Here is a 21,892-nt window from a genome sequence, read left to right as displayed (position 1 = left end):
CCTGAACCGCCCGGCCCCGTCACCCGCGGCGCAACTTGTTGCGCCTGGCCTCCGCTTCGCTCGGCCATCCTCTCCGCGAGGGGAGAGGAGCTGACGTACTCGCCGCGCGCTCCCTCTTCTCCCCAGCGGGGAGAAGGTGCCCGAAGGGCGGATGAGGGGGTGAGCTTGCGCGACGGCCTCGCTCATTTCAATACGGCGCCTCGCACTTGCCCATGCCGACATAAACCGTCTTCAGCTCGGAATAATGCTCCAGCGCCGCTGCCGAATTCTCGCGGCCAAAGCCTGACTGCTTCGAACCGCCGAAGGGGATCTCCACAGGGCAGAGATTATAGGTGTTGATCCACAGCGTGCCGGCTTCCAGCTGATCGACCACGCGATGCGCGCGCGAAAAATCCGCCGTGAAAACACCGGCCGACAGACCGAATTCCGTGGCGTTGGCCCGCGCGATCACCTCTGCCTCGTCCTCGAAATCGAGCACGCACATGACAGGCCCGAAGATCTCTTCGCGCGCGATGGTCATATCGTCGGTGACATCGGCAAACACGGTCGGCTGGATGTAGAAACCTTCACCAGTGACGCTGTTCGGAATGCCGCCGCCGGTGATGAGCGTCGCGCCCTCTGCCTTGCCCTTGTCGATATAGGACAGGACCTTTTCGCGCTGCGCCAGCGAGACCATAGGCCCCATCTGGGTTGCCTCGTCCTGCGGATCGCCGATCAGGATGGCCTCAGTGCGGGCCTTCAGCCGCGCCAAGAACGTCTCCTTGATTGCCTTGTGCACGAAGACGCGCGTGCCGTTCGAGCAGACCTGGCCGGTCGAATAGAAATTGCCCAGCATCGCGCCCGAGATCGCGCTGTCGATATCGGCATCGTCGAAGACGACGATCGGCGACTTGCCGCCGAGTTCCATGGTGACGTGCTTGAGCTGCGAGGCCGCCGCCCCCGCCACCTTGCGGCCGGTCGGCACGGAGCCGGTCAGCGACACCTTGGCGACGTCAGGATGCGACACGAGCAGCGGACCGGTCTCGCGATCCCCCTGGATGACATTGTAGACGCCCTTCGGCGCGCCGGCCTCGATCAGGATCTCGGCGATCTTAAGCGCGCCGAGTGGCGTCACTTCCGACGGCTTGAACACGATCGCATTGCCGGCGGCAAGCGCCGGTGCGCCCTTCCAGCAGGCGATCTGCTGCGGGTAGTTCCAGGCGCCGATGCCGACGACGACGCCGAGCGGCACGCGCTTGGTATAGGCCCAGTCACCGCCGAGCGGGATCTGGCTGCCGTTCATCGCGGTCGCGATGATGCCGCCGAAGAATTCGAAGCTGTCGGCCCCCGAAGTCGGGTCGGCGACGATCGTTTCCTGGATCGGCTTGCCGGTGTCGAGCGTCTCAAGCTCGGAAAGCTCGCGATTGCGCTCGCGCATGATTTCGGCGGCCTTCTTCAACACGCGTCCCCGCACAGCAGGGCTCCACGACGCCCATTCCTTTTGCGCCCGCTTGGCGGACGCGATCGCCTTTTCGATGATCGCAGGTGTCGCGGCATGCAGCCTTGCGATCACCTCGCCGGTCGCCGGATAAATGCTCTCGATGACGGTGCCGTCGGTATCCTCGACATATTCCCCGTCGATGAAGTGGGAGGCTTGCGGTTGGGCTTTCATGTCCTGTCTCCAGACGGGTGTTCGAATTTGCATCTTGCTATTAAGGGCCCCTCATCCGCCCTTCGGGCACCTTCTCCCAGCAGGCGGGGAGAAGGATACTCCGGCGCTAGCGGTCGGCTCTCCCTCCCGCTTGCGGGGAGGGGGTAGGGTGAGGGGCAATTGTCTCAGTGGTCACGGCTTGCAGCTGCCCCGTCACATAATCCTCGACCAATGCGACAGAGGCATCAAAGGAAAGCGGGGCGGCTTTGAGAGATTGCCGGATGTAGAGCCCGTCGATCATCGCGGCTGCGCCATCGGCAATGCGGCTCGCGTCGGCGGGGCCACACAGCGGCTTCAGTCCCGAGATCAGGTTCGACTGCAGCCGCCGGGCATAGAGCGCCAGCAGTCGGCGCACCTCTTCCGAACGCTGCGCTTCCGAATAGAAGGCGAGCCAGGCGGCGACGACTTCTGGCGCGAACTGGTCGGCCTGGAAGGAGATGCGAATGACCGCCGAGATCCGCTCGCGCGGCGTCTTCGCTTCGCTCAGCGCCGCCCCCGCATCGGCGCGCAATTGGCGCAGCAGCGAGCGGATGGTCTCGATCAGCAACTGATCCTTGGAGCCGAAATAGTGGTGAGCGAGCGCTGCCGACACACCCGCCTCGCGGGCGATCTCCGACATGGTCACGGTCAGCGAGCCGTGATGGCCGATCGTCTTCAACGCGGCATCAACGAGCGCCTTGCGGCGCACCGGCTCTATTCCGACCTTCGGCATGTGATATCCCCTATCCTGACCCATGATAATTTTGATTGACTGATCAATCAATAAAAAATCTGCGACATGCACCGTAGCGAGAGCGCCAGCCGTTTAACCGTAAACCGTGTGCAGTGAAGCCCATTCGGATCTGCTGAAGTATGGCGCGCAGTGTCCCGAAAAACCGTCCACAAAGCCTGACACGCAGGGCTTTCCAGACAATTTCTGCTGCGATCCGCCGCCAATACCGGATCGGTTGTGCCATGAAACTTTCATCCCGCTGTCACACAACGGAAAGCCTTTGTTGACGATTGGTCCGCCAAATTTCCGCCCATAAAAACAAATGCATAATGGGAGTATCGCGTATGGGTGCGGGGGTCGCGGAAGATTTGGGCGCGCTGCGGCGTTTTGCCAGTGACCAGCTCGTCACGCTAGCCAAGCTCGTCGTCGAAAACGCCTTCCAGCCGATCGTCGAGGTCGGCACCGGCGCCGTTTTCGGCCATGAAAGCCTGATGCGCGGCCAGGACCGCATCGGCTTCGAAAGCCCGCTCGACCTGCTCGATCAGGCGGCCGCGACCGGCCAGCTTCTGCCACTCGAGCAGATGGTCGCCACCCGGGCTCTCGCCAAGTTTGCGACCCTTCCCGATTGCGCCGGCGCCACGCTCTTTCTGAATCTCGATGTCCGCCTGATCCCTGAAGGCAATGCGCTGGTCGATACGCTGCTCGACCAGCTGCGCAAGGCCCATGTGCCGCCTTCCTCCGTCTGCTTCGAGCTTTCCGAGCGCTTCGACAACACCCGCGTTCCAGAATTTGCAGCCCTGGTCGAGCGCCTGCGCCGCTCCGGCTTCAAGCTTGCCATCGATGATTTCGGCGTCGGCCATGGCGAGATGAAGCTGCTCTGCGACTATCCGGTCGACTATGTGAAGATCGACCGCCACTTCATCGCCGGCCTCGACAGCAATCCGCGCAAGCGCCACCTCGTCAAGAACATCGTCAACTTCTGCCATGTGCTCGGCGTGCGCGTGATTGCCGAAGGCATCGAGACGGAAGGTGAATTCCTCGCCTGCCGCGAATTCGGCGTCGACCTCGTGCAGGGCTGGTATATCGCCCGCCCGAGCACGATCGTGTCGGAACTGAAGAGCGCCTTTCCCCATCTCCAGGACGTCGGCAAGGCCCGCCGCGCCACCCAGTCGCTCGACGAAATCCTCATCCGCAAGCAGATCGAGACGCTCCCGACAGTCTTCGAGCACGAAAACATCGATCACGTCTTCGATCTCTTCCGTCGCAATCCCGGCCAGTCCTTCTTCCCGGTGCTGAACGCCAATGGCGAGCCGCGCGGCATCATCAACGAGCGGCATCTGAAGGAGTATATCTACCAGCCCTTCGGCCGCGACCTGTTGAAGAACAAGCTCTATGAGCGCTCCATCTCGCATTTTGTCGACCGCGCCCCGATCGTCGGCCTCGATGCCGATGCCGAGCGGCTGATGACGATGTTTGCCAATATGGAAGGCTCAGACTGCGTCATCCTGACGGAAAACATGCGTTATGCCGGCGTCGTTTCCGCCGCCTCGCTGATCCGCATCATGAGCGAGAAGCAGCTGAAGACCGCCCAGGATCAGAACCCGCTGACGGGTCTGCCCGGCAACCGTGCTATCCGCGATTTCATGCGCTCGGCAGCGCTGGATGGCGATGGCGCGCGTTTCTTCTGCTACTGCGATTTCGACCACTTCAAGCCGTTCAACGACCACTACGGTTTCCACCAAGGCGACCACGCCATCTCGCTCTTTGCCGCTCTTCTCCGCCGCTACTTCTTCTCCGAAGGCGATTTTCTCGGCCATGTCGGCGGCGATGATTTCTTCATCGGCGTCAGCGACTGGACCCGCGAGGAACTGACCGAAATCCTCGACCGGCTGCTCTCGGATTTCCACGACGACGTCATCGACCTCTATTCCGAGGACGACCGCCAGGCCGGCCAGATCAAGGGCCTCGACCGCCAGGGCCTGGAACGCGATTTCCCCCTGATGCGCTGCTCGATCGGCGTGCTGGAACTCCCCTCCGGCCTCGTCATCGACGACGTCAACCGGATCAGCGGCGAGATCGCCGAGCTGAAGAAGCAGGCGAAGGAGAATGAAGGCGGTCTCTCCTTCGGTTCTATCGGCGCCTGAGCTCGACGTATCTCAACCTCGGTCAGCGAAACAGCTGCATCAATGTTTCGCTGTTGTTGTTGGCGATAGACAGGGACTGCACGGCGATCTGCTGCTGGGTCTGCAGGGCTTTCAGCCTGGTCGAAACCTCGTTCATGTCTGCATCGACAAGGCGGCCGACGCCGCTGTCGATGCTGTTGGAGAGCCGCTCTGCAAACTCTGCCTGCATCTCGATCCGCGTCTGCAGCGCGCCCAGTCGGCTGGCGCTGCTGATCGCCATCTTTTCCATGTGGTCGACACCTCTCAGATACTGGTCGATGGTCCGGACGTTCTGGGTGATGTCGACTTCTGCCAGATCGAAATCAGGCGCATAGGGTGGGTTGGACTGAACATTGCCGACATAGACGCGTGCAGCGCGATTGCCGGCTTCCGGGTAGACTGTCTGGTCGGCGGAGAAGGTGATCGTATCGCCGCTTGCAACCGCCATTAGATTGCTGCCGATGGAGGCCTGGCTGATGACGGTGGCCAGATCCGCCGCGCTGCCGATATAGCCGTCGACCGTGCCGAGTGCCGCATCAACGACCCCTCGATTGATCGTATAGGTCGTCACGGCCCCGGGGCCGACCTGGACATCGAAATAGACCTCCGCCAGGGGAGACACCGTAAACCCGGTGGTGAATGAGATCGACGCCTCGGGATACATGTTGTCGTGGTTCTGGTCCGGTGCGTCCTCCAGCCCCATGGCGAAGCCTCCGGCGAAACTGGAGCCAACGTTGGAGATGGTGATGCTGGATCCCGGATGGCCGGATGTTTCCAGCGATCCGATCTCGAAATGTGTCGTGGAACCAGTGCCGGAAAACAGGGCTTCGTAAGCCGTCGCCGGAACGCCGTTGTCTGTGAATGCCCGTTGTAGCACGGCACGCAACTGCGCGGTACTGGTCACGTTTCCGTCCGTGGTCCCGAGCGCTGCATCCACCAGAGCCTTGTCGATCGTCAGTGTGTAGTCACTGCCCGTCGTATGGGTCCCGCCATCGACATTGATGTCGAAGGTGATGGTATCGCCGGCGCCAAAGGTCACGCCACCGGTGAACTTGTGGCGCTCATGCCCCTGATGCGCGACGGAATTGACACCGGTTCCGCGGAAGCCGCCGATATCGCCGACGCTGTGGATCTGCTTCTGGAGGATGCCGCCACCGCCGCCTTCGTTCAGCATGCTGGAGTGTTTCAGGTCGATATCCATGGTCTTGACCTGAACATTGCTGCTGGCGTCGCGGACGAAGGAAGAGACCACGCTTGTCGTCATCGGCCCCTCTTCGAGCAGGGGCAGAGTGGATTTCGTCTTCAGCAGGTTTTCACCGCTGAAACTCGCCGATTCCACGATGGATTCGGCCTGTGCGTTCAACTGCGAAAGTTCTTCCTGGACCTTCGCCCGGTCGACGCCCTGCTCCTTGGCGGCAACCAGTTTCGCCTTGAATTCCCCGAGTACGTCGACGATGGCGGAGGTGCCGGCATAGGCGGTGTCGAGCTTGGCAGCGCCGAGGCCGAGTGCGTCGGAGACGGCGGAAATCGCCATGTTGTCCGAGCGCATCGTGGTGGAAATAGACCAGTAGGCTGCATCGTCTGCCGCGACGGAGACCCGGAGTCCGGAGGCTGCCTGCTGCTGGGAGACCGTCAGGTCTGCGGCAACGCTCCGCAGTGTCTGGAGCGCAGCAATGGCGCCCAGATTCGTAAGAATACTGGTCATGAAAAAGACTCTCGGAAGGAGAAGAAGGGGACGCATCATGCGTCGCTAAGTGACATCTGTTTAAGTGCGCGCATGGTTAACGAAACGTAACGCGGTCTATGCGAGGTTTCATGCTTTGGGCTTTGCAACCAAAAATGATCACCTTGCCAGCCGAGGCAATTCACCACATTTCTGCTGACGGTATCGTGCGTTAGCTATCATCCCAGTCAATTGGAGTTCCCCCCATGTCACTGCCCGCCACCATGCGCCATGTCGACCTGCCCACCCACGGCGGCCCGGAGGTCATGCGCCTCGTCGAGGGACCGCTGCCGGTTCCGCGCATGGGCGAAGTGCTGGTGAAGGTGGAGGCGGCGGGCGTCAACCGGCCGGATGTCGCCCAGCGCCAGGGCGCCTATCCGCCACCGAAGGATGCAAGCCCGATCCTCGGGCTGGAGATCGCAGGCGAGATCGTAGCACTTGGCGAAGGCGTCACCGACTTTCAGATCGGCGACCACATCTGTGCGCTCGCAAACGGTGGCGGTTATGCCGAATACTGCACCGTGCCTGCCTCCCAGGCCCTGCCATTCCCCAAGGGCTATGACGCCGTGAAGGCGGCAGCACTTCCGGAAACCTTCTTCACCGTCTGGGCCAATCTCTTCCAGATGGCGGGCCTCACCGAAGGCGAGACCGTGCTCATCCATGGCGGCTCTTCGGGTATCGGCACCACCGCCATCCAGCTCGCAAAGGCCTTTGGCGCCACCGTCTACACGACCGCCGGCTCAGCCGAAAAATGCGCCGCCTGTATGGATTTAGGCGCAGCAAGGGCCATCAATTATAAGCTCGAAGACTTCGTCGAGATCGTCAAGGAAGAGACCCAAGGCAAGGGCGTCGATGTCGTTCTCGACATGATCGGTGCTGCCTATTTCGACCGCAACCTGCAGGTCCTCGCCAAGGACGGCTGCCTCTCAATCATCGCCTTCCTCGGCGGCTCCATGGTGGAAAAGGCCAATCTGGCTCCGATCATGGTCAAGCGCCTCACCGTGACAGGCTCCACCATGCGACCGCGCACCGCCGAAGAAAAACGCGCCATCCGTGACGACCTCATGACGGAAGTCTGGCCCCGCCTGGAACGCGGCGAAGTCGCCCCGGTCATTCACACCGTGCTACCCTTCGAAGAGGTCGTCGAGGCGCACCGCCTGATGGAAAGCTCCGCACATATCGGCAAGATCGTGCTGAAGCTGGGGTGAGAATTGCTGTTCGTGCTAGATCAACACTTGGTTATGGCTGGGCTAGCGCCGCCATAGCTGAGGCGGACCATCAACTATGTCTATTGTGTTGAATTCACCTTGAGGTTTAGCATTCAAGATCAAAGGTATCTGATCGGATCTCGGTCAGATCCTGTAGGACCAACCCATATTCAACTCGAAATTTCTCTCGTCCGTACACTTGTGTAAAATGTCACGAACGGCTGTTAGACCTTCTCCGGATTGTTGAGGTGTCGCATCCTTCCCCTCATGCATCAGTACGTTCCGAGTAACACGCAAACTGTCGAGTCGCTGCGCGAGGAACGCCTCTAACACTCCAGCTTCCTTTAAGAAGTTGATGCTGGCGTTTAACTTCATCGATTTGGCTACAGAGCGCGAGATTGGTGTCGCTCGCATGGCATGCGATAAGCGAGCCGGTATGTCTTTGACTAACCCATAAGCGTAGACGAGTTCCTGGAGCGCTGCTTCCGCGACAACCGCTTGCAAAGCGATGCTCGCTCCAGCGTGTTGTCGATTATGCAGTATCATTGCCTGATAGGTCATGACGATTAGCGATACAGGATCAGCCGCTTGATAGCTATGTCGGGCGCTTAGAAGGCGAGAGGCGAGGCCAAACCCATCTAAGACGTGCGAGGTCGGTATCAGTGCTCGGGAAGCACCTCGACCCGAGATGCGCGATAATAGCTCTGCCGCTGCATGTCCTTGGATGCCGAACAAATCTGGACGTGGCAAACACCAGTCGAAGATTTCGTCCAGACCGGGGAAGAGCGCGTCATAAATTGACGAATTGCTCAAATGGGCATGTGTGCCGTATACGCATGCCGTTACGAAGGTCGCGAGACGCATTCTTGCGCTTTGAATTCGAATAATATTCGCAGTGCTATCCATGACTTCCTCTGGGACCTCACCAGAGCCGTCAAATTGAACTTTAGTTATCCCGCCCAGTTCGGGATCGTGGCTGAAGTCGAATGCGAGCAGGCCAACATCAATCGCCAGTGCCTCTGCACCATTAGGCAGGCGCGACCTTGTAACGACGTTGAAGCGTCCATTGCTCAAATTCTCGCCGAAGCAGTAGCGGTCGCTTGGGAGGATTGCGAAGCGATCTGGAAATGGTGTTCTGCGTAAGCCCATGCTTCATTGTAGCTCGTGAATGAGCTCTTAGCTATCCTTTCGGTTGCGTCGCTGCCGTCTGATCGACTAAGGGCGGCGTGCGGCATTTCAGCTCCGGCACGGCTGAGCAGTTATCAGGCCTATGCCCGAACGCGACGAAGTAGCATCGATCATCCATGCACTGATACTACTCACGAAGGGGCGAGGCTCGCAGGCGGATCGGAAGCTCGGGCAGATCGGGGGGCGTGCTGAAGCTTGGGTAAAGCGGCATCTCCGAGAGAAGAAGCCCCGCCTCAGATACCAAACGACCCCGCCCTGCCGTCACGACACGCTCACCGGCTTCGACCGCATCTTGCTGGCCGTTGCCGGATCGGCGCGGCGGCAGAGGCGGGGCGGAAGGCCCTTCATGATCAGTTCGGCATCGGCAACGGCCATGGATCCAAGCGCATAGAAGGCGTCCCGCGTGCCGCCGGTCCTGTGGGCCGAGAGCAGAATGCCCGACGCCTGGCGCACGGGATCGTCGGCGGCCACAGGCTCCTCCGGAAACACATCCGTCGCCACCTGGATATGGCCGGATTGGGCAGCCTCGATCATCGCCGAGAAGTCGACGACGGCGGCCCGGCTCATCAACAGGAAGGCCGCCCCCGGCTTCATCATCGCGAATTCTTTGCTGCCGATGAAACCCTCGTTCTCGCTGGTGACGCTCGCAAAGACGAAGACCATCTGGCTCTCGCTGAGCACCTCGTCGAGCGTCGACGGCTCGCAATCCTGGCCTTCGATGATCTCCTTAGGCAGCCAGGGATCGAAAACGCGAACCCTGTTCTTGAACGGGCGGATGAGGTCGCGAAACGCATGGCCGAGATCGCCGAAGCCGATGATCCCGACAGGCGCTCCGGCAAAACGGAAGGTCTTGGCATTGCCCTCCAGCCCGTAACGCTCGACACCCTGGCGAAAGTCGCGATCCGCCGCAGTGATGCCCCGGGCAAGGTCGAGCGCCATGGCAAGGGCTGCCTCCGCCACCGGTGAGGCGAAGGCCGAGGCCGGTGTGATCACCCAGATCCCGCGCTCGACGCAGGCCTGATAGTCGATATTCGGCAGGAAATTCGACTCGACATTAATGATCGCCTTCAGCCGTGGCGCCCTGTCCAGGCGCTCCCTCGGCATGTCGGTCTGGCCGAAGATCAACACGGTGTCGGGAAGATACCGGTCGACATCTTCGGCAGGCATGGGACGATCCTCTGATACGATCACCTCGCCCAGCGCGTCGAGCCGGGCCCTCACGGACGGCTCCATGATCAGATCGAGTGTCCTCGGCAGTGGATCGACCAGAATGATATTGCGGCGCATTGTTTCCTCCCTCGAGAATCTCGGCTTGATCGAAGCTTAGCTCGAAAAGCCTCTCGCGGGGCAGGCCTCCACCATCTCAGGCAACCAGAGAAAATCTGCCTAGATCCAGGGTGGGGGGCAGTTCGCGGTCGATACCGCCGCCATTTCGCTTCGCGCGGTAGGATGCCTTGTCCGCCGAGGCCATCATGTGGTCCAACTCCGCAGAACCGGCAAGGGCCATCGTATAGCCGAGGCTGATGCCGATGGTGATCTCCTCAGCCACAAGACGATAGGGCCGGCCGAGCGCAGAGAGGATCTGCCGCGCCAGGTTCTCCGCCTCGGCGGGATCGCGAACATCAGGTTGAAGAATGACGAACTCGTCGCCGCCGATTCGAACCGCGATCGCAGGCGGCTCCAGGCTCTCGCGCAGCCGCTCGGCAATCCCCGCCAGCAGCGCATCTCCGACTGCGTGACCGAAGCGATCATTGATCTCCTTGAACCCGTCCAGATCGAAGCAATGCACGCAGGTGAGGGTGTCGTCTGCGCGGCCAAGGCTGGAATAGGCCTCGCGCAGCGCCGTGCGGTTATAAAGTCCTGTCAGCGCATCGTGGCGTGCCTGACGCTCCATCTCCAGACGCAGGCGGATCTCCCGCGTGGTCGTGCGATAGACATGCAGCACGCTCTGCAGCGCAGCGAAGAGGAAGATCGCAGACATCGCAGCCAGGATCCAGTGGACCGTATCGCCATACAGCATGACCGAGATTGTGGTCGGCAGGGCTGCAATCAAGATGGTCGTCGCGGCGATAAAGGGCCGGACCGATATCCTGACGGTCACCCCGGCGCAGTATCCAAAGGTCAGTGATGCGGCGAGGATGTGGACCGACAGGTCCCGGGATGCGAAGGCGATCGTGGCGATCGTCCCCACACAGGCCGCAATCAGAAAGATGAAAAAGCCCTGCACCTTCTCCCAGCGGGCGGCATCCGCAACCGTTGAGCGCTTGGTGGTCTCAGCGCGCCTGTGAGCGAGGGAAACGGCAATCTTGCCCAGCGATGCAATGGCTCCGCAGATCGTCGCAATCAGGATCGGCGTGTTGCCCAGGCTTTCATAGGCGAACAGCCCGACGGCAAGGATGGTGATCCCCATGATCGTCGTCGGGGTCAGCGTCGAGTGCAGCTCCGACACCAGCGTCGTGAACACATCGTCGGCCTCTCTGTAACGCACTCCAAACCTCTCAAGCACCGGTTTCGGACCCGTTGATCGGCCCATGGCTGCAAGCATAGTGAGGTGAGGGAGCTTAACATTCGGTCAGGTCGCCCTACAAAATCTGATACCTTGATAAATAGGCGCTCCTCGGCGGAGCAGCATCTCGTCAGAATTTGCACGGGCGTGGCGCGAGGCAACCGTGAGATCGCCACCTCAAACGTGACGACATCGCCCCATCGAGTAACACTGCCGTGAGAAGCCCCTGTTCCCAGTGCCACGCGAGCAAGCGTCTTTGAACATCCCCACCCTCAGCCTTGATTCCGCCCGCTTCTTAAGAGCTTGTTAAGACTTACATCCTGTCGGAGGTCTTCATGGCGCTTGGCGCTTCGCATCGTTTGCAGGACGGCGTCTTGGCCGTCGAAACCATGACCCGCTTTGCCCTTGCGGTTCTCGCTCTTGCCTCCGGCGTCTATACCTATCTCGGGGTCCGCAGCCTCCTGGATGGCTCGGCGACCGCCGTCTTCTTCGCCGCCATCATCTATGCGGCCTCGGTGTCGGTGGCGATCTATGCCTTCTGGTCCTACATGGCGCGCTTCTATCCGCATGTGACCGGCGCTGCCGGTCGCGGCGCGATGATCGGCGTCATGGCGCTTGGCTGTGCGATGATCATCGCCATGTCGAGCTGGCTGAATGCGGCAGCACTCGCGGGCTCTGCAGCGCTCGAACAGCATCTCGCCGAGACCGTGCAGGACTACACCGCCGACCTCGACCAGGCGCATCAAAACGCGCTGGCCGCCCAAAGCCTGTTGCCGGATATCCAGCGCACATCGGAGCGCTTTTCGCGGCTTGCCGAAGACGAGCGCCAGAACGGTGCGCTCACCGGTACCACGGGTGCCGGCAGCGTCGTCCAGCTTCTGACGCAGATGTCCGCGCAGCTGAACGAGCTGGAAACCGGCATCGTCGCCTCCCGCGAACGGGTCACGACGCTCTTCGACCAGGGGAGGGCGCATCTGGCAACCATGCGCACGCTGGTTTCGGCGCCGGGTGCCGTCGCCCCCCGCAGCGATGAATTCTCGGCGGAAGTCGTCGCCCTCTCGGGCGTCATCACCTCCCTGGAGCAGACCTCGATCGCCCCCTCGGTCAAGCGGGCGGCCGAAGACCTCTCGCTCGGCTTCATCGCCCCGGTGGCCGATGGACGGGCTGCCGATCTGGCCGATCGTCAGGACCAGGTCATGGAAACGATCCGCGCCTCGGTCTCGGCCCAGTCTCAAGTTTTGTCGCAGGCGGCCGACGATATTCTCGCCCGCGAGCCGGTGGCCGAGCGCCGCTTCGTGCCGCTGTCTTCGGCAGAAGCCGTGTTGCGCTATGCCGCCGATTTCATCCCTGCCTGGGCCGGCGCAATCTCCATCGATCTGCTCCCCGCCGTTCTCGTCTTCATCCTCGCCGTCGTCCATGGTGCCATCCGGCGGCAGGAGGAGCGCATGCCCTTTGCCCAGCGGATCACGGCGGCAGAACTGATCGAGGCTCTCGAGGTGCAGCGTGCGCTCGGTCGCCAGGGCATCGATGTGGAGCAGGCCTTGCAGGCCGCAGAAGCCGACGAAGAGCGAAGCCGGGCGGACTCCAATATCACCAGCCTCGACATGTCGGCGAAGGCGCCCAGAAAGGGTCCGCCGGCGTGAAACCCTCCTCGCTCTTCCAGCGTTTGAAGGCAGCCTTTCTCAGGGCCGATGACGGGCTCCTGATGCGCGGCGCATTCTTCGGCCTTCTGGCGGCGGCAGGCGCCTTCCTGTTCGTCGATCTGCGCGAAATGAGCCTCGCAAATGCAGCCCTGCCGGGCCATGATCCGATGACGACCGACGCGCCGGTGCTTCCGCCGGCCCTGACGGATGGTGTGCCGCAAGCGCCTCCGGTCGAGCCGGAAACGTCGCGGGAAATCCTGCGCCAGCCGATGCGCTTCGAGCTGCTGCCCGGTGGCCTGCTCAAGGCGGAAGGCGCAATCGATCTCGGTTCTGCCGACCGCTTTGCCGAAGAGATCGGCGCACGCGGCGAATATGTGAAGGCCGTATTGTTGAATTCGCCGGGCGGCTCTGTCGAAGATGCACTCGCCATGTCCCGGCTGATCCGCGAAAAAGGTCTTGATACGAGAGTGGCGACCAAGGCGCTTTGCGCCTCATCCTGCCCGCTGATCTTTGCCGGCGGCGTCGCGCGCGAGGCAGAGGAGAACGCCATCCTCGGCGTGCACCAGGTCTTCAATGCCGGCGAGGAGCGCCCTTCGCCGGAACAGGCCATGTCGGAAGCCCAGCGCACCACCGCCCGCATCGCCCGGCATCTCGACGAGATGGGCATCGGCGACGGTCTCTGGATCCACGCGCTCGAAACACCCCCGGATCGGCTCTATTACCTGACGCCGCAGGAGATGGTGGAATTCAAGCTGATCACCGCACCGGTCACGACGGCAAAGCAGGCGGATTAGGCTTGGGTGCCGTCGCTCATTTCGTGGCCCCTGGTAGCGAGCGTACCGTCAGCTTGTTGCCGTCAGGGTCACGCATATAGGCGACGAACGATCCGTCCGGCCGCTCCGACGGCGGGGTCTCGATCGAAGTGCCGCCATGCGCGACGCCTTCGGAATGCCAGGCGCGCACCTGATCTGCACTCGCAGCCAGAATGCCGATCGTCCCGCCATTGGCCGAAGTTGCCGGCTTGCCGTCGATCGGTGCAGTGACCATCAGGCGGCTGCCGTTGTGAAGATAAATCAGCCTGCCCCGCGCGTCCGTCTCGCCGGGCTTTCCGCCCAAGGCCACGAAGGTGGCGTCATAGAAGCGCTTCGAGCGCTGCAGGTCGTTGCTGCCGATCATGATGTGGGTGAACATGCCTATCTCCAGAATTGCGGATATTCAAAAATGGTTCGGTCTGCCGATAACAGCCGTCTCCGTTACGTGTTCCGGACACATGGCCCTGCCTGAACTCCGGTGGTTTCGCTTCGCCGGGAATGCCCGATGATGGTGGGCTCTCTCAGATCCCCGAGCCATCCAGCTCCTTCTCGTCCTCACCCTCCCAAGCTGGCGGGCGGGCCATCGCTTCCATATTGACCCCGGGCAGCGGCATCCAGCATTTTAGCTCCGGCTCCGCATAGGCGATGATCAGCCCCGGCGTCGAATCCGACGACCGCCAGCCATCGGCGCCGAAGCGGTCGCCCTTGGACCAGTAGACGAGATCGACGGCGCCCGGCCCCTGTTCGGACGCGCGGATGGTCACCAGAATGCGGCTGCCGTCCCTCGGCGCGCTCAGCATGTTCCGCCAGCGGATCGGTTCTTCCATGATGTACTCCTCCCATTGCAGAGAGGAGTGTCACCGCCGGAGCGGGGACGGTCAATATGAATTGGCGATCTGACCAGTGCTGACCACTTGGCTGCGGGTTTCCACACGGTCTGTTTTCAAGTCCGTTTCATGCCATAGGATATCGCAGGCCTCCTGAGGCCCTGAACGAACCCGCACCGCGACAAGGAAGATCTTCATGCCCAAAAGCCCTGTCACATGTGAAGTTCGCTATCACCTCCATCCGGAACGCATCTCGGAATTCGAGGCTTATGCCCGCATCTGGATCAAACTGATCGAACGTCATGGCGGCACGCACCATGGCTATTTCATGCCGCGAGAAAAGCCGCAGGATGCCAAGGTGAGCTTTGTAGGCTTGGGAAGCGAGGGGGCGAGTGACGTTGCGATCGCGCTGTTCACCTTCGCGGATGAAGAAGCCTATGCGCGCTATCGGGAGCAGGTGGCAAAAGATCCGGATGGCGTGGCCGCGAATGCTCGGTTCGGTGAAGATCCGCCGTTTCGCAGCTATGAGCGCGTTTTTCTGACGCCTCTAGCGAGAGCGGACTGAGCTCCGAAGCAGCGCGCGAATTGTGAACGAAACCTGCCGCAACGCAACACAATTATCCCAACAAATCGTCACACAACGTGCCTTGTCGAATCCCCTCGACCACCCTACCTTCTGATCATCGGCAACGTAACGAAAGGAAGGTGATCCAATGTCTAATGAGATTTCGGTCTGCGTGTGTGACTTTGGTAAGGGTGTGGTTTTGACGGGGCAGCCCTCGGCCTGATCCAGCCTTCCTTCGGACGGTTTCCCGTCCGGGTCCAGACAAAGGACTAAACTCATGGGAGCCACCCTCGCGGGTGGCTCTTTTGATTCATGGGGTTTGTTTCGAGGGCAGGGCGATCAAAGCCCGATCGTGCCGAAGCCCGGCACCTTGATGCCCGGCCGGGCGAAATCCACGCCGGCCACCAGCCCGAGGAAATTCACCTCCAGCCCGCTGCGCACACCCACGGACAGCCCGGCAAAGCCGCCGAGGCTCAAATGCAGGTCGCGGCCATCCTTGTCGAGGTGATAGAAGGCTCCACCCGCCAGATAGTCGCGACCGACGGCATCCGCCGGCAGCACGGCGCCGAGTTCCGGCACCTCGCGCAGCACATGCGCGACGAAGGTGTTCGAGTTCGGGCCCGGATAGATCCGGTAGCCGCCCGGCTGGCCATACTGGTATCCGGCGATCGCCGCTTCCACCATCGGGATCAGCCGCTTGGCCTCTTCGCCCTTCACCTCCGCCACCAGTCGCGGCGGGTTGGAATACCAGAAGGCATCGGGTGCCCGGTGGTTACGGCGGATCGGCGAACCCCATCCCACCTTGTCATAGCGCTGATAGGCGCCATTCTCTTCCTTGGTGACAATCCAGGCATGGCTGGCGATCGCGCCCTTCAGGCCGCCGGTCATCGCCGAGAATATGTAGATCGCTGCCTCCGGGCTCTCCTCAGCCGATGGCAAAAGGCCCGACGAGCCCCATTTCGCTGAACTCCAGCCGTCCGGATGGTCCCGTGTCGCCCAGAGCCCGGCGGACACCAGGGTCGGAAGCACGAAGACCAGCAGGATGACGGAGACGATACGCAGCAGAAATTTCAATCCGGACCTCGAACGCGATGGCGATGCATGCTTTAACAAGTCTCCGAGAATATTGGCATTTTGAGGCAGAGCATGGAAAATCCGATCACGGTTGAAGTCACGCGCGGTCAACTCGTCGAGAGCCGCCATAGGGGTCTGGCGATCGTGGTGGATGCCGAGGGCAAAACCGTCTTTTCCGCCGGGGATGTCGATGCCGGCGTTTTCCCGCGCTCGGCTTGCAAGGCCATGCAGGCCTTGCCGCTCGTCGAAAGCGGCGCGGCTGACGCCTATGGCTTCGGCAATCGCGAACTCGCACTCTCCTGCGCCTCCCATTCCGGCGAGCCGGAGCATGTCGCAACGGCTGCCGCCATGCTGAAGGCTGCCGGAAGGGATGAAAGCGTGCTCGAATGCGGCGCCCACTGGTCGTCGCACCAGTCCGTGCTGATCGACCAGGCCCGCACACTGGAAAAGCCGTCGGCCCTCCACAACAATTGCTCCGGCAAACATTCCGGCTTCATCTGCACCTGCTGCCACACCGGGGAAGATCCGCGCGGCTATGCCGGCTTCGATCATCCGCTGCAGCAGGCGATCCGAGCCATCATGGCGGACCTCACCGGCGCTGTCCTCTCGCGCGACAATTGCGGCACCGATGGCTGCTCGATCCCGACCTATGCCGTGCCGCTGTCTGGCCTTGCCCGCGGCTTCGGCAAGCTCGCAACGGGCAAGGGGCTCGAGCCCATCCGCGCCGCTGCCGCCCGCAGGCTGATCAATGCGTGCATGGCCGAACCCTTCTATGTCGCCGGCACCAAGCGTTTCTGCACGAAGCTGATGGAAGTCGCACCCGGCAAGATCTTCGCCAAGACCGGCGCGGAAGGTGTCTTCTGCGCGCTCCTGCAGGACAAGGGCCTGTCCTTCGCCGTCAAGGCCGAGGATGGCGCGACCCGCGCCGCGGAAGCCATGATCGCGGCCCTGCTTGCCCGTCATTTCGAGGACGGCAGCGCAGAAAAATCCGCCCTGCTTGGGCTTTCCCGCCATGGCATGACCAACTGGAACGGATTGCATGTCGGCACGATCAGGGTGACGGACGTGCTCTTGTCCTGATCTCCAGGTCGCCGCCGCTGCCCCGTCGGTTGAAGGGGAGAGGTCTCTGCCTCAAGGGAGGTTTAACCCTTGGCGGATAGACTGCCGCCTCGACCCATCGCGCGCAACCGACGAGCCCGATCACCATGGATGCTTCGACCAGAGGCCGACAAAGGCCCCAAGGCGAAACTGATGTCTGTTCTTCCATCGGGCGCATTGCGTTCGAGGGGCGCATGCTCGAACTGGAATGCCGCGAAAACCTTGGCCAACTCGCTGATCTCGAGGAAACCTGGCGTGACCTGGAAAGGCGCTGCGCGGAACCCTTCACCTACTTCCAGAGCGCCGACTGGTGCCTGAACTGGGCCAGAACATTCCTTTCGGATGGGCCAGGTTCCGGCGCTAGCCCGAGGGTCTATGTCCTCTGGGATGGCGCCGAATGCCTGATGATCTGGCCGCTGATGACGCGCCGCGTAAGCCCCGCCATCACCGCTCTGGTGCCGCTGACGGCACCGATGAACCAGTATACCACCCTTCTTTATGATCCCGCCCGCTTCAATCCGACCCTTGGCCGCATGGTCTTCGACGAGATCCGGAATGGCGGCGGACCAGACGCAGTCTGCCTCGATCATGTGCCGCAATCCGCGCTTTTGGCGCAGATGTTGGAAGGCGAGGGATATGCGCCAGACCTGATGCAGCAGTCCTCGATCCTTGACCTGTCCGGCATGGCAGACTGGGAAAGCTACCACCGCGCCTTGCCCAAGAAGCAGCGCCTGCAGCGCAACAGCCGCCGCAACAAACTGGAGAAGCTGGGCGCTCTCGATTATCGCATCTGGTCGCCGGGCAGTGAAGGTTTCGCCGAAAACATCGACCGCTGCATCGCCATGAAGCAGGACTGGCTGAAAGGCACCGGCCGCCTGGGCCGCGATCTCTTCGATCCACGCTTTGCCGCCTTCCTGCGAAACTTGGGCGCGGTAGAGGTAGCGGATCACGGGCGCGTCTATCTGCATGCCCTGACGCTCGACGGTGTCCCGATCGCCATGGAACTCGGCATGCGCTTCCATGAGGACTACTACTGCTTCCTCGGCGCCATCGACCTTGCCTATCAGAAATACTCGCCCGGCAAGGTGCAGATGGAAAACGCCCAGCGCTGGGCCATTGAGACCGGCATCCGCCGCTTCGATTTCCTCAATGATCCCTCCACCTACAAGTCGAGCTGGACCAACACCACCGAGCCGCTCACCGCCTGCTACATTCCGCTGACCAGTCTCGGCCAGCTCTATTGCCGACACTGGAAGGCGGGCCTGCGTCCGCGGCTTCGCGCGTTTTATCAGGGCATTGGTCCGGCCTGGAGAACGAGGGTTCGGGGCATTGCCGATGCACTTCAGCGGCTTGCGGGCCGCAGCGGCGGCACGATGAGCCTCGTGCTGTGCTGCATGCCATGATTGGCAAGCTGCGGCGCAAGGCCCTTGATCTCCTCAGCGATCCCGGCCTTCGCGGCGCCCTTGTCAGCATCTCCGTGCGCATTGCAGCAGCCTTTGTCGGCCTTGGTCTGCAGATCCTGCTGGCCCGCCTGATGGCGCTCGAGGACTACGGCATCTATGTCATTCTCTGGACCTGGGTCAGTGTCGTCGGTCAGATCGGCGTGCTCGGCTTTTACGATTCCGCTGCCCGCTTCATTCCCCGCTATGGCAGGCGCGAGAGCCATGACCATCTCGCCGGCTATCTTGCGACCGGCTTTCGCGCCGTCATCGCAGGCTCCGGCCTGCTCGCGGCAGCAGCACTCACCTTCCTCTTCGTCCTGCCGGGTCTTATCGATCCGGCCTTCCTCCTGCCGCTCGGAGTTCTGGCCCTCGGCTTTCCCATTCTCTCGCTCGAAACCTATCTGACCGGTATTGCTCGCGGCTTCGGCTGGTATGCGCTCTCAACCGTCCCTGGTTACATCCTGCGCCCGGCGCTGATCATGCTCGGCGTCGGTCTGGCAAACACGGCAGGCTGCCACCTCGATGCCGTGACGGTTCTCGCCATCGTCGTCTTCGCCTCCATCATCGTCCTGCTCGTCCAGGCACTTCTCCTGCGCGCCCGCCTGCCGAAACGAGCGCGACCGACCACCAACCGTGAGCGCCGCCGCTTCTGGCTTCTCGCCTCTGTCCTGATGATGCCGGCAATGACGGCGGAAGAGCTCTTTGTCTGGATCGATGTGCTGATCCTCGGCTTCCTCGTCGCCCCGGAACAGGCCTCGCTCTATTTCGCCGCCCAGCGCTCGCTCTCGCTCGCAGCCTTCGTGCAATATGGCTTCATGCTGGTTGCCGCCCGCGGCTTTTCGCTGTCGCTCGCCTCCGCCGACAGGGCAGGGCTGCAGGGCCGCATCACGCGCTCCACCAACGCCACCTTCTGGCTGACCATCCCCTCCGTCGCCCTCACGCTGGTCGCCGGCTATCCCTTGCTCCACCTCTTCGGTCCGGCCTTCGTCGCCGCCTATCCGTGCCTTGCCCTGCTCGGCCTTGCCTATGTCATCCGCGGCGCAACCGGCCAGGCGGCAGAACTCCTCGTGGTGCAAGGCCGCTATCGCCTGAGCCTCCTGATCGTCTCGATCTCGGTCGCCACCTGCATTTTGCTGATGCTTCTCTTCGTGCCCCTCTGGGGCATCAACGGTGCCGCTGCCGCCATGGTGCTCGTGCAACTGATGCGTCTCGTCGTTGTGACCTTCCTGGTCCATCGCCAGACCGGCTATTGGGTGCTGGTCCGGCCGTTCACGCGGGTCGCAGACGCGGGCTGACGTTCAGGCGAGGATCAGCGCAGCACCGGCCGCCCTGTAGCCGTCAAGCACTTCAGGGGCCGTCTCCGAGGCCACGATCAGTCCCGTCAGCTCGGAGAGCGATGCGATGCCGAAGGGCGAGACACTGTCGAGCTTGTCCAGCGTCACCGGGCAATAGGTCGCAAGGCTCCGCTCCAGGAGCCTCCGCTTGATCGCTGCCTCCTCGAAGTCGCCCGTCGTCAGGCCTTCCATGGGATGCACCGCCGTCGCACCAAGAAAGAAGACATCCGGCCGCAACCTGTCGATCGCCGCAAGCGCGGTCGGGCCTACAGCCACCATCGAATGCTTGTAGATCCGCCCGCCGACCAGGATGACCTCCACGTCACCATGGCATTCCAGTTCGGCGGCGATCGTCGGCGCATGGGTGATCACGGTCAGCGCCATATCCCGGGGGATCTGCCGCACGATCTCCGCCGTCGTCGTGCCGCCGTCGAAGAACACCACCTGTCCCGGGGCGATCAACCGCACCGCTGCCGCCGCCAGCCGCTGCTTTTCCTCGGTCGCAAGCCCGCGCCGCACGGAAAGCTCGGGCAGGGGCGCCGCAACCGGCAGTGCACCACCATGCACGCGCTTCAGCAGACCCGCCGAAGCCATGTCGCGCATGTCCCGCCGGATCGTGTCCTCCGACACGTTCCACAGCCGCGCAAGCTCGCCCGCCACCGCCCGCCCGTCGCGCTTCAGCACATTAAGGATCTGCCGGCGTCTCTGTTCTGTCAGCATGTTTCTGCCCGAATGTTCACGATATTGCCTAATAATAGCGAGATGGATTCGACAATCCAGAAGAATCGTGCGGATATGGGCATGTTCCCGCATGAGGCGGAACACTTTCAAGGAGAATGACATGCTGATTTTGATTGCCGGTCCTTATCGTTCGGGCACAGGAGACGATCCTGAAAAGATGGCCACGAACCTGAAAGTCCTGGAAGCGCCCTCACACGCCCTGTTCAAGGCAGGCCATGTTCCGATGATCGGTGAATGGGTGGCGCTGCCGATCTGGCATGCAGCCGGTGGCAAGACGGTCGGCGACGATCTCTACGAGGACATCTTCCACCCGGTCGCCGGCCGGTTACTGCAACTCTGCGAGGGCGTCCTGCGCCTGCCCGGCGCTTCCAAGGGCGCCGACAACGATGTCCGCATCGCCACCGAACGCGGCATCCCGGTCTGGTACAGCCTCAAGGACGTCCCCGGCTGCGGCTGAGGGGCGGGGGGCAGGGGGCAGGGGCTAACGCGGGCACTGCTTGAAAAACCCAACTTCATGGGTTACTGTTTTGCATGGTCACCGTACTTCGCAAGCATGGCATGCGCTTCGTGATCTACACAGCGGATCACGAGCCACCGCATGTCCACGTCTATGGCGATGGCGAAGCCCGGATAGACATCGTGACATTGAGGGTCATGACGCAAGGCGGCCTTTCGGATCGGGTCGTTCGCAAGGCCGTCGAGGAGATCAAGACACAGCAAGCGCTCTTTCTGGCAACGTGGAGGCAGTATCATGGTTGAGATCACCGACGCCGAATTGCAGAGCGCCAAGGCCCGCTGGGCAGAGGAGCGGGCAGGGCGACCGATTCCGGTTGGTGTGCGCTTCGATCGCGAAACCGAGCGGATCGTCGTCGATTTCGCCAATGGCGCGACATTCCTGGTCCCAGCCCGGGCTCTCGAAGGCCTCGAACATGCCACTTCCGATGAACTTGCTGAAGTTGAATTGCTGGGCGAAACGGGCCTGCATTGGGAAACGCTCGATGCCGATTATACCATCCAGGGCCTGATGGCCGGCATCTTCGGGTCCCGCGCCTTTCTTGAGGCCCAGCGCCGGGGCGGACAGTCACGCTCCCCGGCCAAGGTCGCCGCCAGTCGCGCCAATGGCGCCAAAGGCGGACGGCCGAGGAAAACTGTCGGTTGAGCGGTCAG

At 62.0% G+C, this 21,892-nt stretch carries 21 protein-coding genes; 11 read left to right on the top strand and 10 right to left on the bottom strand.

From position 1 onward, the window contains the following. Nucleotides 1-187 precede the first annotated feature (187 nt). Together betB and betI are read right to left on the bottom strand one after the other, a co-directional pair. Nucleotides 188-1,651 carry a betaine-aldehyde dehydrogenase gene (betB, locus tag C0V73_RS19690; protein ID WP_102021683.1) on the bottom strand — a complete coding sequence of 488 codons (1,464 nt, stop codon included), beginning with the start codon at nt 1,649-1,651 and terminating at the stop codon, nt 188-190. A 106-nt stretch (nt 1,652-1,757) separates the two neighbouring features. After that, nucleotides 1,758-2,402 (bottom strand): transcriptional regulator BetI, encoded by a 645-nt coding sequence (gene betI, locus C0V73_RS19685; RefSeq protein ID WP_102021682.1) that lies wholly within the window; start codon nt 2,400-2,402, stop codon nt 1,758-1,760. A 329-nt stretch (nt 2,403-2,731) separates the two neighbouring features. On the opposite strand from betI, the gene C0V73_RS19680 reads away from it, so the two are divergent. Continuing rightward, a complete protein-coding gene (locus C0V73_RS19680; RefSeq protein WP_348627205.1) occupies nt 2,732-4,546 on the top strand; it encodes a GGDEF domain-containing protein in 1,815 nt (604 codons plus the stop codon). A gap of 22 nt (nt 4,547-4,568) precedes the next feature. On the opposite strand, the gene C0V73_RS19675 is transcribed toward C0V73_RS19680, so the two are convergent. Continuing rightward, nucleotides 4,569-6,269 (bottom strand): flagellin, encoded by a 1,701-nt coding sequence (locus C0V73_RS19675; RefSeq protein ID WP_102021680.1) that lies wholly within the window; start codon nt 6,267-6,269, stop codon nt 4,569-4,571. A gap of 224 nt (nt 6,270-6,493) precedes the next feature. Here C0V73_RS19675 and C0V73_RS19670 point away from each other — a divergent pair, with 224 nt between their 5' ends. After that, a complete protein-coding gene (locus C0V73_RS19670; RefSeq protein ID WP_172450238.1) occupies nt 6,494-7,495 on the top strand; it encodes an NAD(P)H-quinone oxidoreductase in 1,002 nt (333 codons plus the stop codon). A gap of 144 nt (nt 7,496-7,639) precedes the next feature. Here C0V73_RS19670 and C0V73_RS22985 read toward each other — a convergent pair whose 3' ends face one another. The 3 genes from C0V73_RS22985 to C0V73_RS19650 form a co-directional block, all read right to left on the bottom strand. Then, the gene (locus C0V73_RS22985; protein WP_143708355.1) at nt 7,640-8,569 is read right to left on the bottom strand and encodes a hypothetical protein; all 930 of its coding nucleotides are present in this window, start codon (nt 8,567-8,569) and stop codon (nt 7,640-7,642) included. A 375-nt stretch (nt 8,570-8,944) separates the two neighbouring features. Then, nucleotides 8,945-9,970 carry a hydroxyacid dehydrogenase gene (locus C0V73_RS19655; RefSeq protein ID WP_102021677.1) on the bottom strand — a complete coding sequence of 342 codons (1,026 nt, stop codon included), beginning with the start codon at nt 9,968-9,970 and terminating at the stop codon, nt 8,945-8,947. Between the two features lie 76 nt (nt 9,971-10,046). Next, nucleotides 10,047-11,171, bottom strand: coding sequence for a GGDEF domain-containing protein (locus C0V73_RS19650; RefSeq protein ID WP_172450236.1), 1,125 nt, complete (start codon nt 11,169-11,171; stop codon nt 10,047-10,049). Between the two features lie 353 nt (nt 11,172-11,524). On the opposite strand from C0V73_RS19650, the gene C0V73_RS19645 reads away from it, so the two are divergent. Together C0V73_RS19645 and C0V73_RS19640 are read left to right on the top strand one after the other, a co-directional pair. Further along, nucleotides 11,525-12,832: a hypothetical protein gene (locus C0V73_RS19645; RefSeq protein ID WP_102021675.1), complete on the top strand. Its 1,308-nt coding sequence runs from the start codon at nt 11,525-11,527 to the stop codon at nt 12,830-12,832. 62 nt (nt 12,833-12,894) lie between these two features. Further along, a complete protein-coding gene (locus C0V73_RS19640) occupies nt 12,895-13,626 on the top strand; it encodes a hypothetical protein (RefSeq protein WP_102021743.1) in 732 nt (243 codons plus the stop codon). Nucleotides 13,627-13,642: 16 nt separating this feature from the next. On the opposite strand, the gene C0V73_RS19635 is transcribed toward C0V73_RS19640, so the two are convergent. Further along, on the bottom strand, nt 13,643-14,023 hold the full coding sequence (locus C0V73_RS19635) for a VOC family protein (RefSeq protein ID WP_102021674.1): 381 nt from the start codon (nt 14,021-14,023) through the stop codon (nt 13,643-13,645). 142 nt (nt 14,024-14,165) lie between these two features. After that, nucleotides 14,166-14,471: a hypothetical protein gene (locus tag C0V73_RS19630; protein WP_102021673.1), complete on the bottom strand. Its 306-nt coding sequence runs from the start codon at nt 14,469-14,471 to the stop codon at nt 14,166-14,168. A gap of 196 nt (nt 14,472-14,667) precedes the next feature. Here C0V73_RS19630 and C0V73_RS19625 point away from each other — a divergent pair, with 196 nt between their 5' ends. Then, complete coding sequence (locus tag C0V73_RS19625) at nt 14,668-15,036, top strand: NIPSNAP family protein (protein WP_102021672.1); 369 nt, start codon at nt 14,668-14,670, stop codon at nt 15,034-15,036. Between the two features lie 339 nt (nt 15,037-15,375). Here the strand turns inward: C0V73_RS19625 and C0V73_RS19620 are convergent, their stop codons facing one another. Then, nucleotides 15,376-16,110 carry a DUF3750 domain-containing protein gene (locus tag C0V73_RS19620; protein WP_102021671.1) on the bottom strand — a complete coding sequence of 245 codons (735 nt, stop codon included), beginning with the start codon at nt 16,108-16,110 and terminating at the stop codon, nt 15,376-15,378. 72 nt (nt 16,111-16,182) lie between these two features. Between C0V73_RS19620 and C0V73_RS19615 the strand changes: the two genes are divergently transcribed. From C0V73_RS19615 to C0V73_RS19605, 3 genes are all read left to right on the top strand, one after another. Next, nucleotides 16,183-17,190 carry an asparaginase gene (locus C0V73_RS19615; RefSeq protein ID WP_102021670.1) on the top strand — a complete coding sequence of 336 codons (1,008 nt, stop codon included), beginning with the start codon at nt 16,183-16,185 and terminating at the stop codon, nt 17,188-17,190. 212 nt (nt 17,191-17,402) lie between these two features. Beyond that, nucleotides 17,403-18,611 carry a GNAT family N-acetyltransferase gene (locus C0V73_RS19610; RefSeq protein ID WP_172450235.1) on the top strand — a complete coding sequence of 403 codons (1,209 nt, stop codon included), beginning with the start codon at nt 17,403-17,405 and terminating at the stop codon, nt 18,609-18,611. Continuing rightward, a complete protein-coding gene (locus tag C0V73_RS19605) occupies nt 18,596-19,945 on the top strand; it encodes an oligosaccharide flippase family protein (protein ID WP_102021668.1) in 1,350 nt (449 codons plus the stop codon). The genes C0V73_RS19610 and C0V73_RS19605 overlap by 16 nt, the downstream gene beginning before the upstream one ends. Before the next feature lie 3 nt (nt 19,946-19,948). On the opposite strand, the gene C0V73_RS19600 is transcribed toward C0V73_RS19605, so the two are convergent. Next, on the bottom strand, nt 19,949-20,704 hold the full coding sequence (locus tag C0V73_RS19600; RefSeq protein WP_102021667.1) for a DeoR/GlpR family DNA-binding transcription regulator: 756 nt from the start codon (nt 20,702-20,704) through the stop codon (nt 19,949-19,951). A 121-nt stretch (nt 20,705-20,825) separates the two neighbouring features. Between C0V73_RS19600 and C0V73_RS19595 the strand changes: the two genes are divergently transcribed. The 3 genes from C0V73_RS19595 to C0V73_RS19585 all read left to right on the top strand — a co-directional run bounded on the left by C0V73_RS19595 (nt 20,826) and on the right by C0V73_RS19585 (nt 21,884). Continuing rightward, nucleotides 20,826-21,182 (top strand): DUF4406 domain-containing protein, encoded by a 357-nt coding sequence (locus C0V73_RS19595; RefSeq protein WP_102021666.1) that lies wholly within the window; start codon nt 20,826-20,828, stop codon nt 21,180-21,182. Between the two features lie 74 nt (nt 21,183-21,256). Beyond that, nucleotides 21,257-21,484 (top strand): DUF4160 domain-containing protein, encoded by a 228-nt coding sequence (locus C0V73_RS19590; RefSeq protein WP_102021665.1) that lies wholly within the window; start codon nt 21,257-21,259, stop codon nt 21,482-21,484. Continuing rightward, a complete protein-coding gene (locus C0V73_RS19585) occupies nt 21,477-21,884 on the top strand; it encodes a DUF2442 domain-containing protein (protein ID WP_102021664.1) in 408 nt (135 codons plus the stop codon). Before C0V73_RS19590 ends, C0V73_RS19585 begins: the two co-directional genes overlap by 8 nt. Nucleotides 21,885-21,892 lie beyond the last annotated feature (8 nt).

The sequence above is a fragment of the Rhizobium sp. TH135 genome, from assembly GCF_002855515.1.
Taxonomy (GTDB): Bacteria; Pseudomonadota; Alphaproteobacteria; order Rhizobiales; family Rhizobiaceae; genus Allorhizobium.
This window is presented reverse-complemented; position numbering and strand designations above follow the sequence as displayed.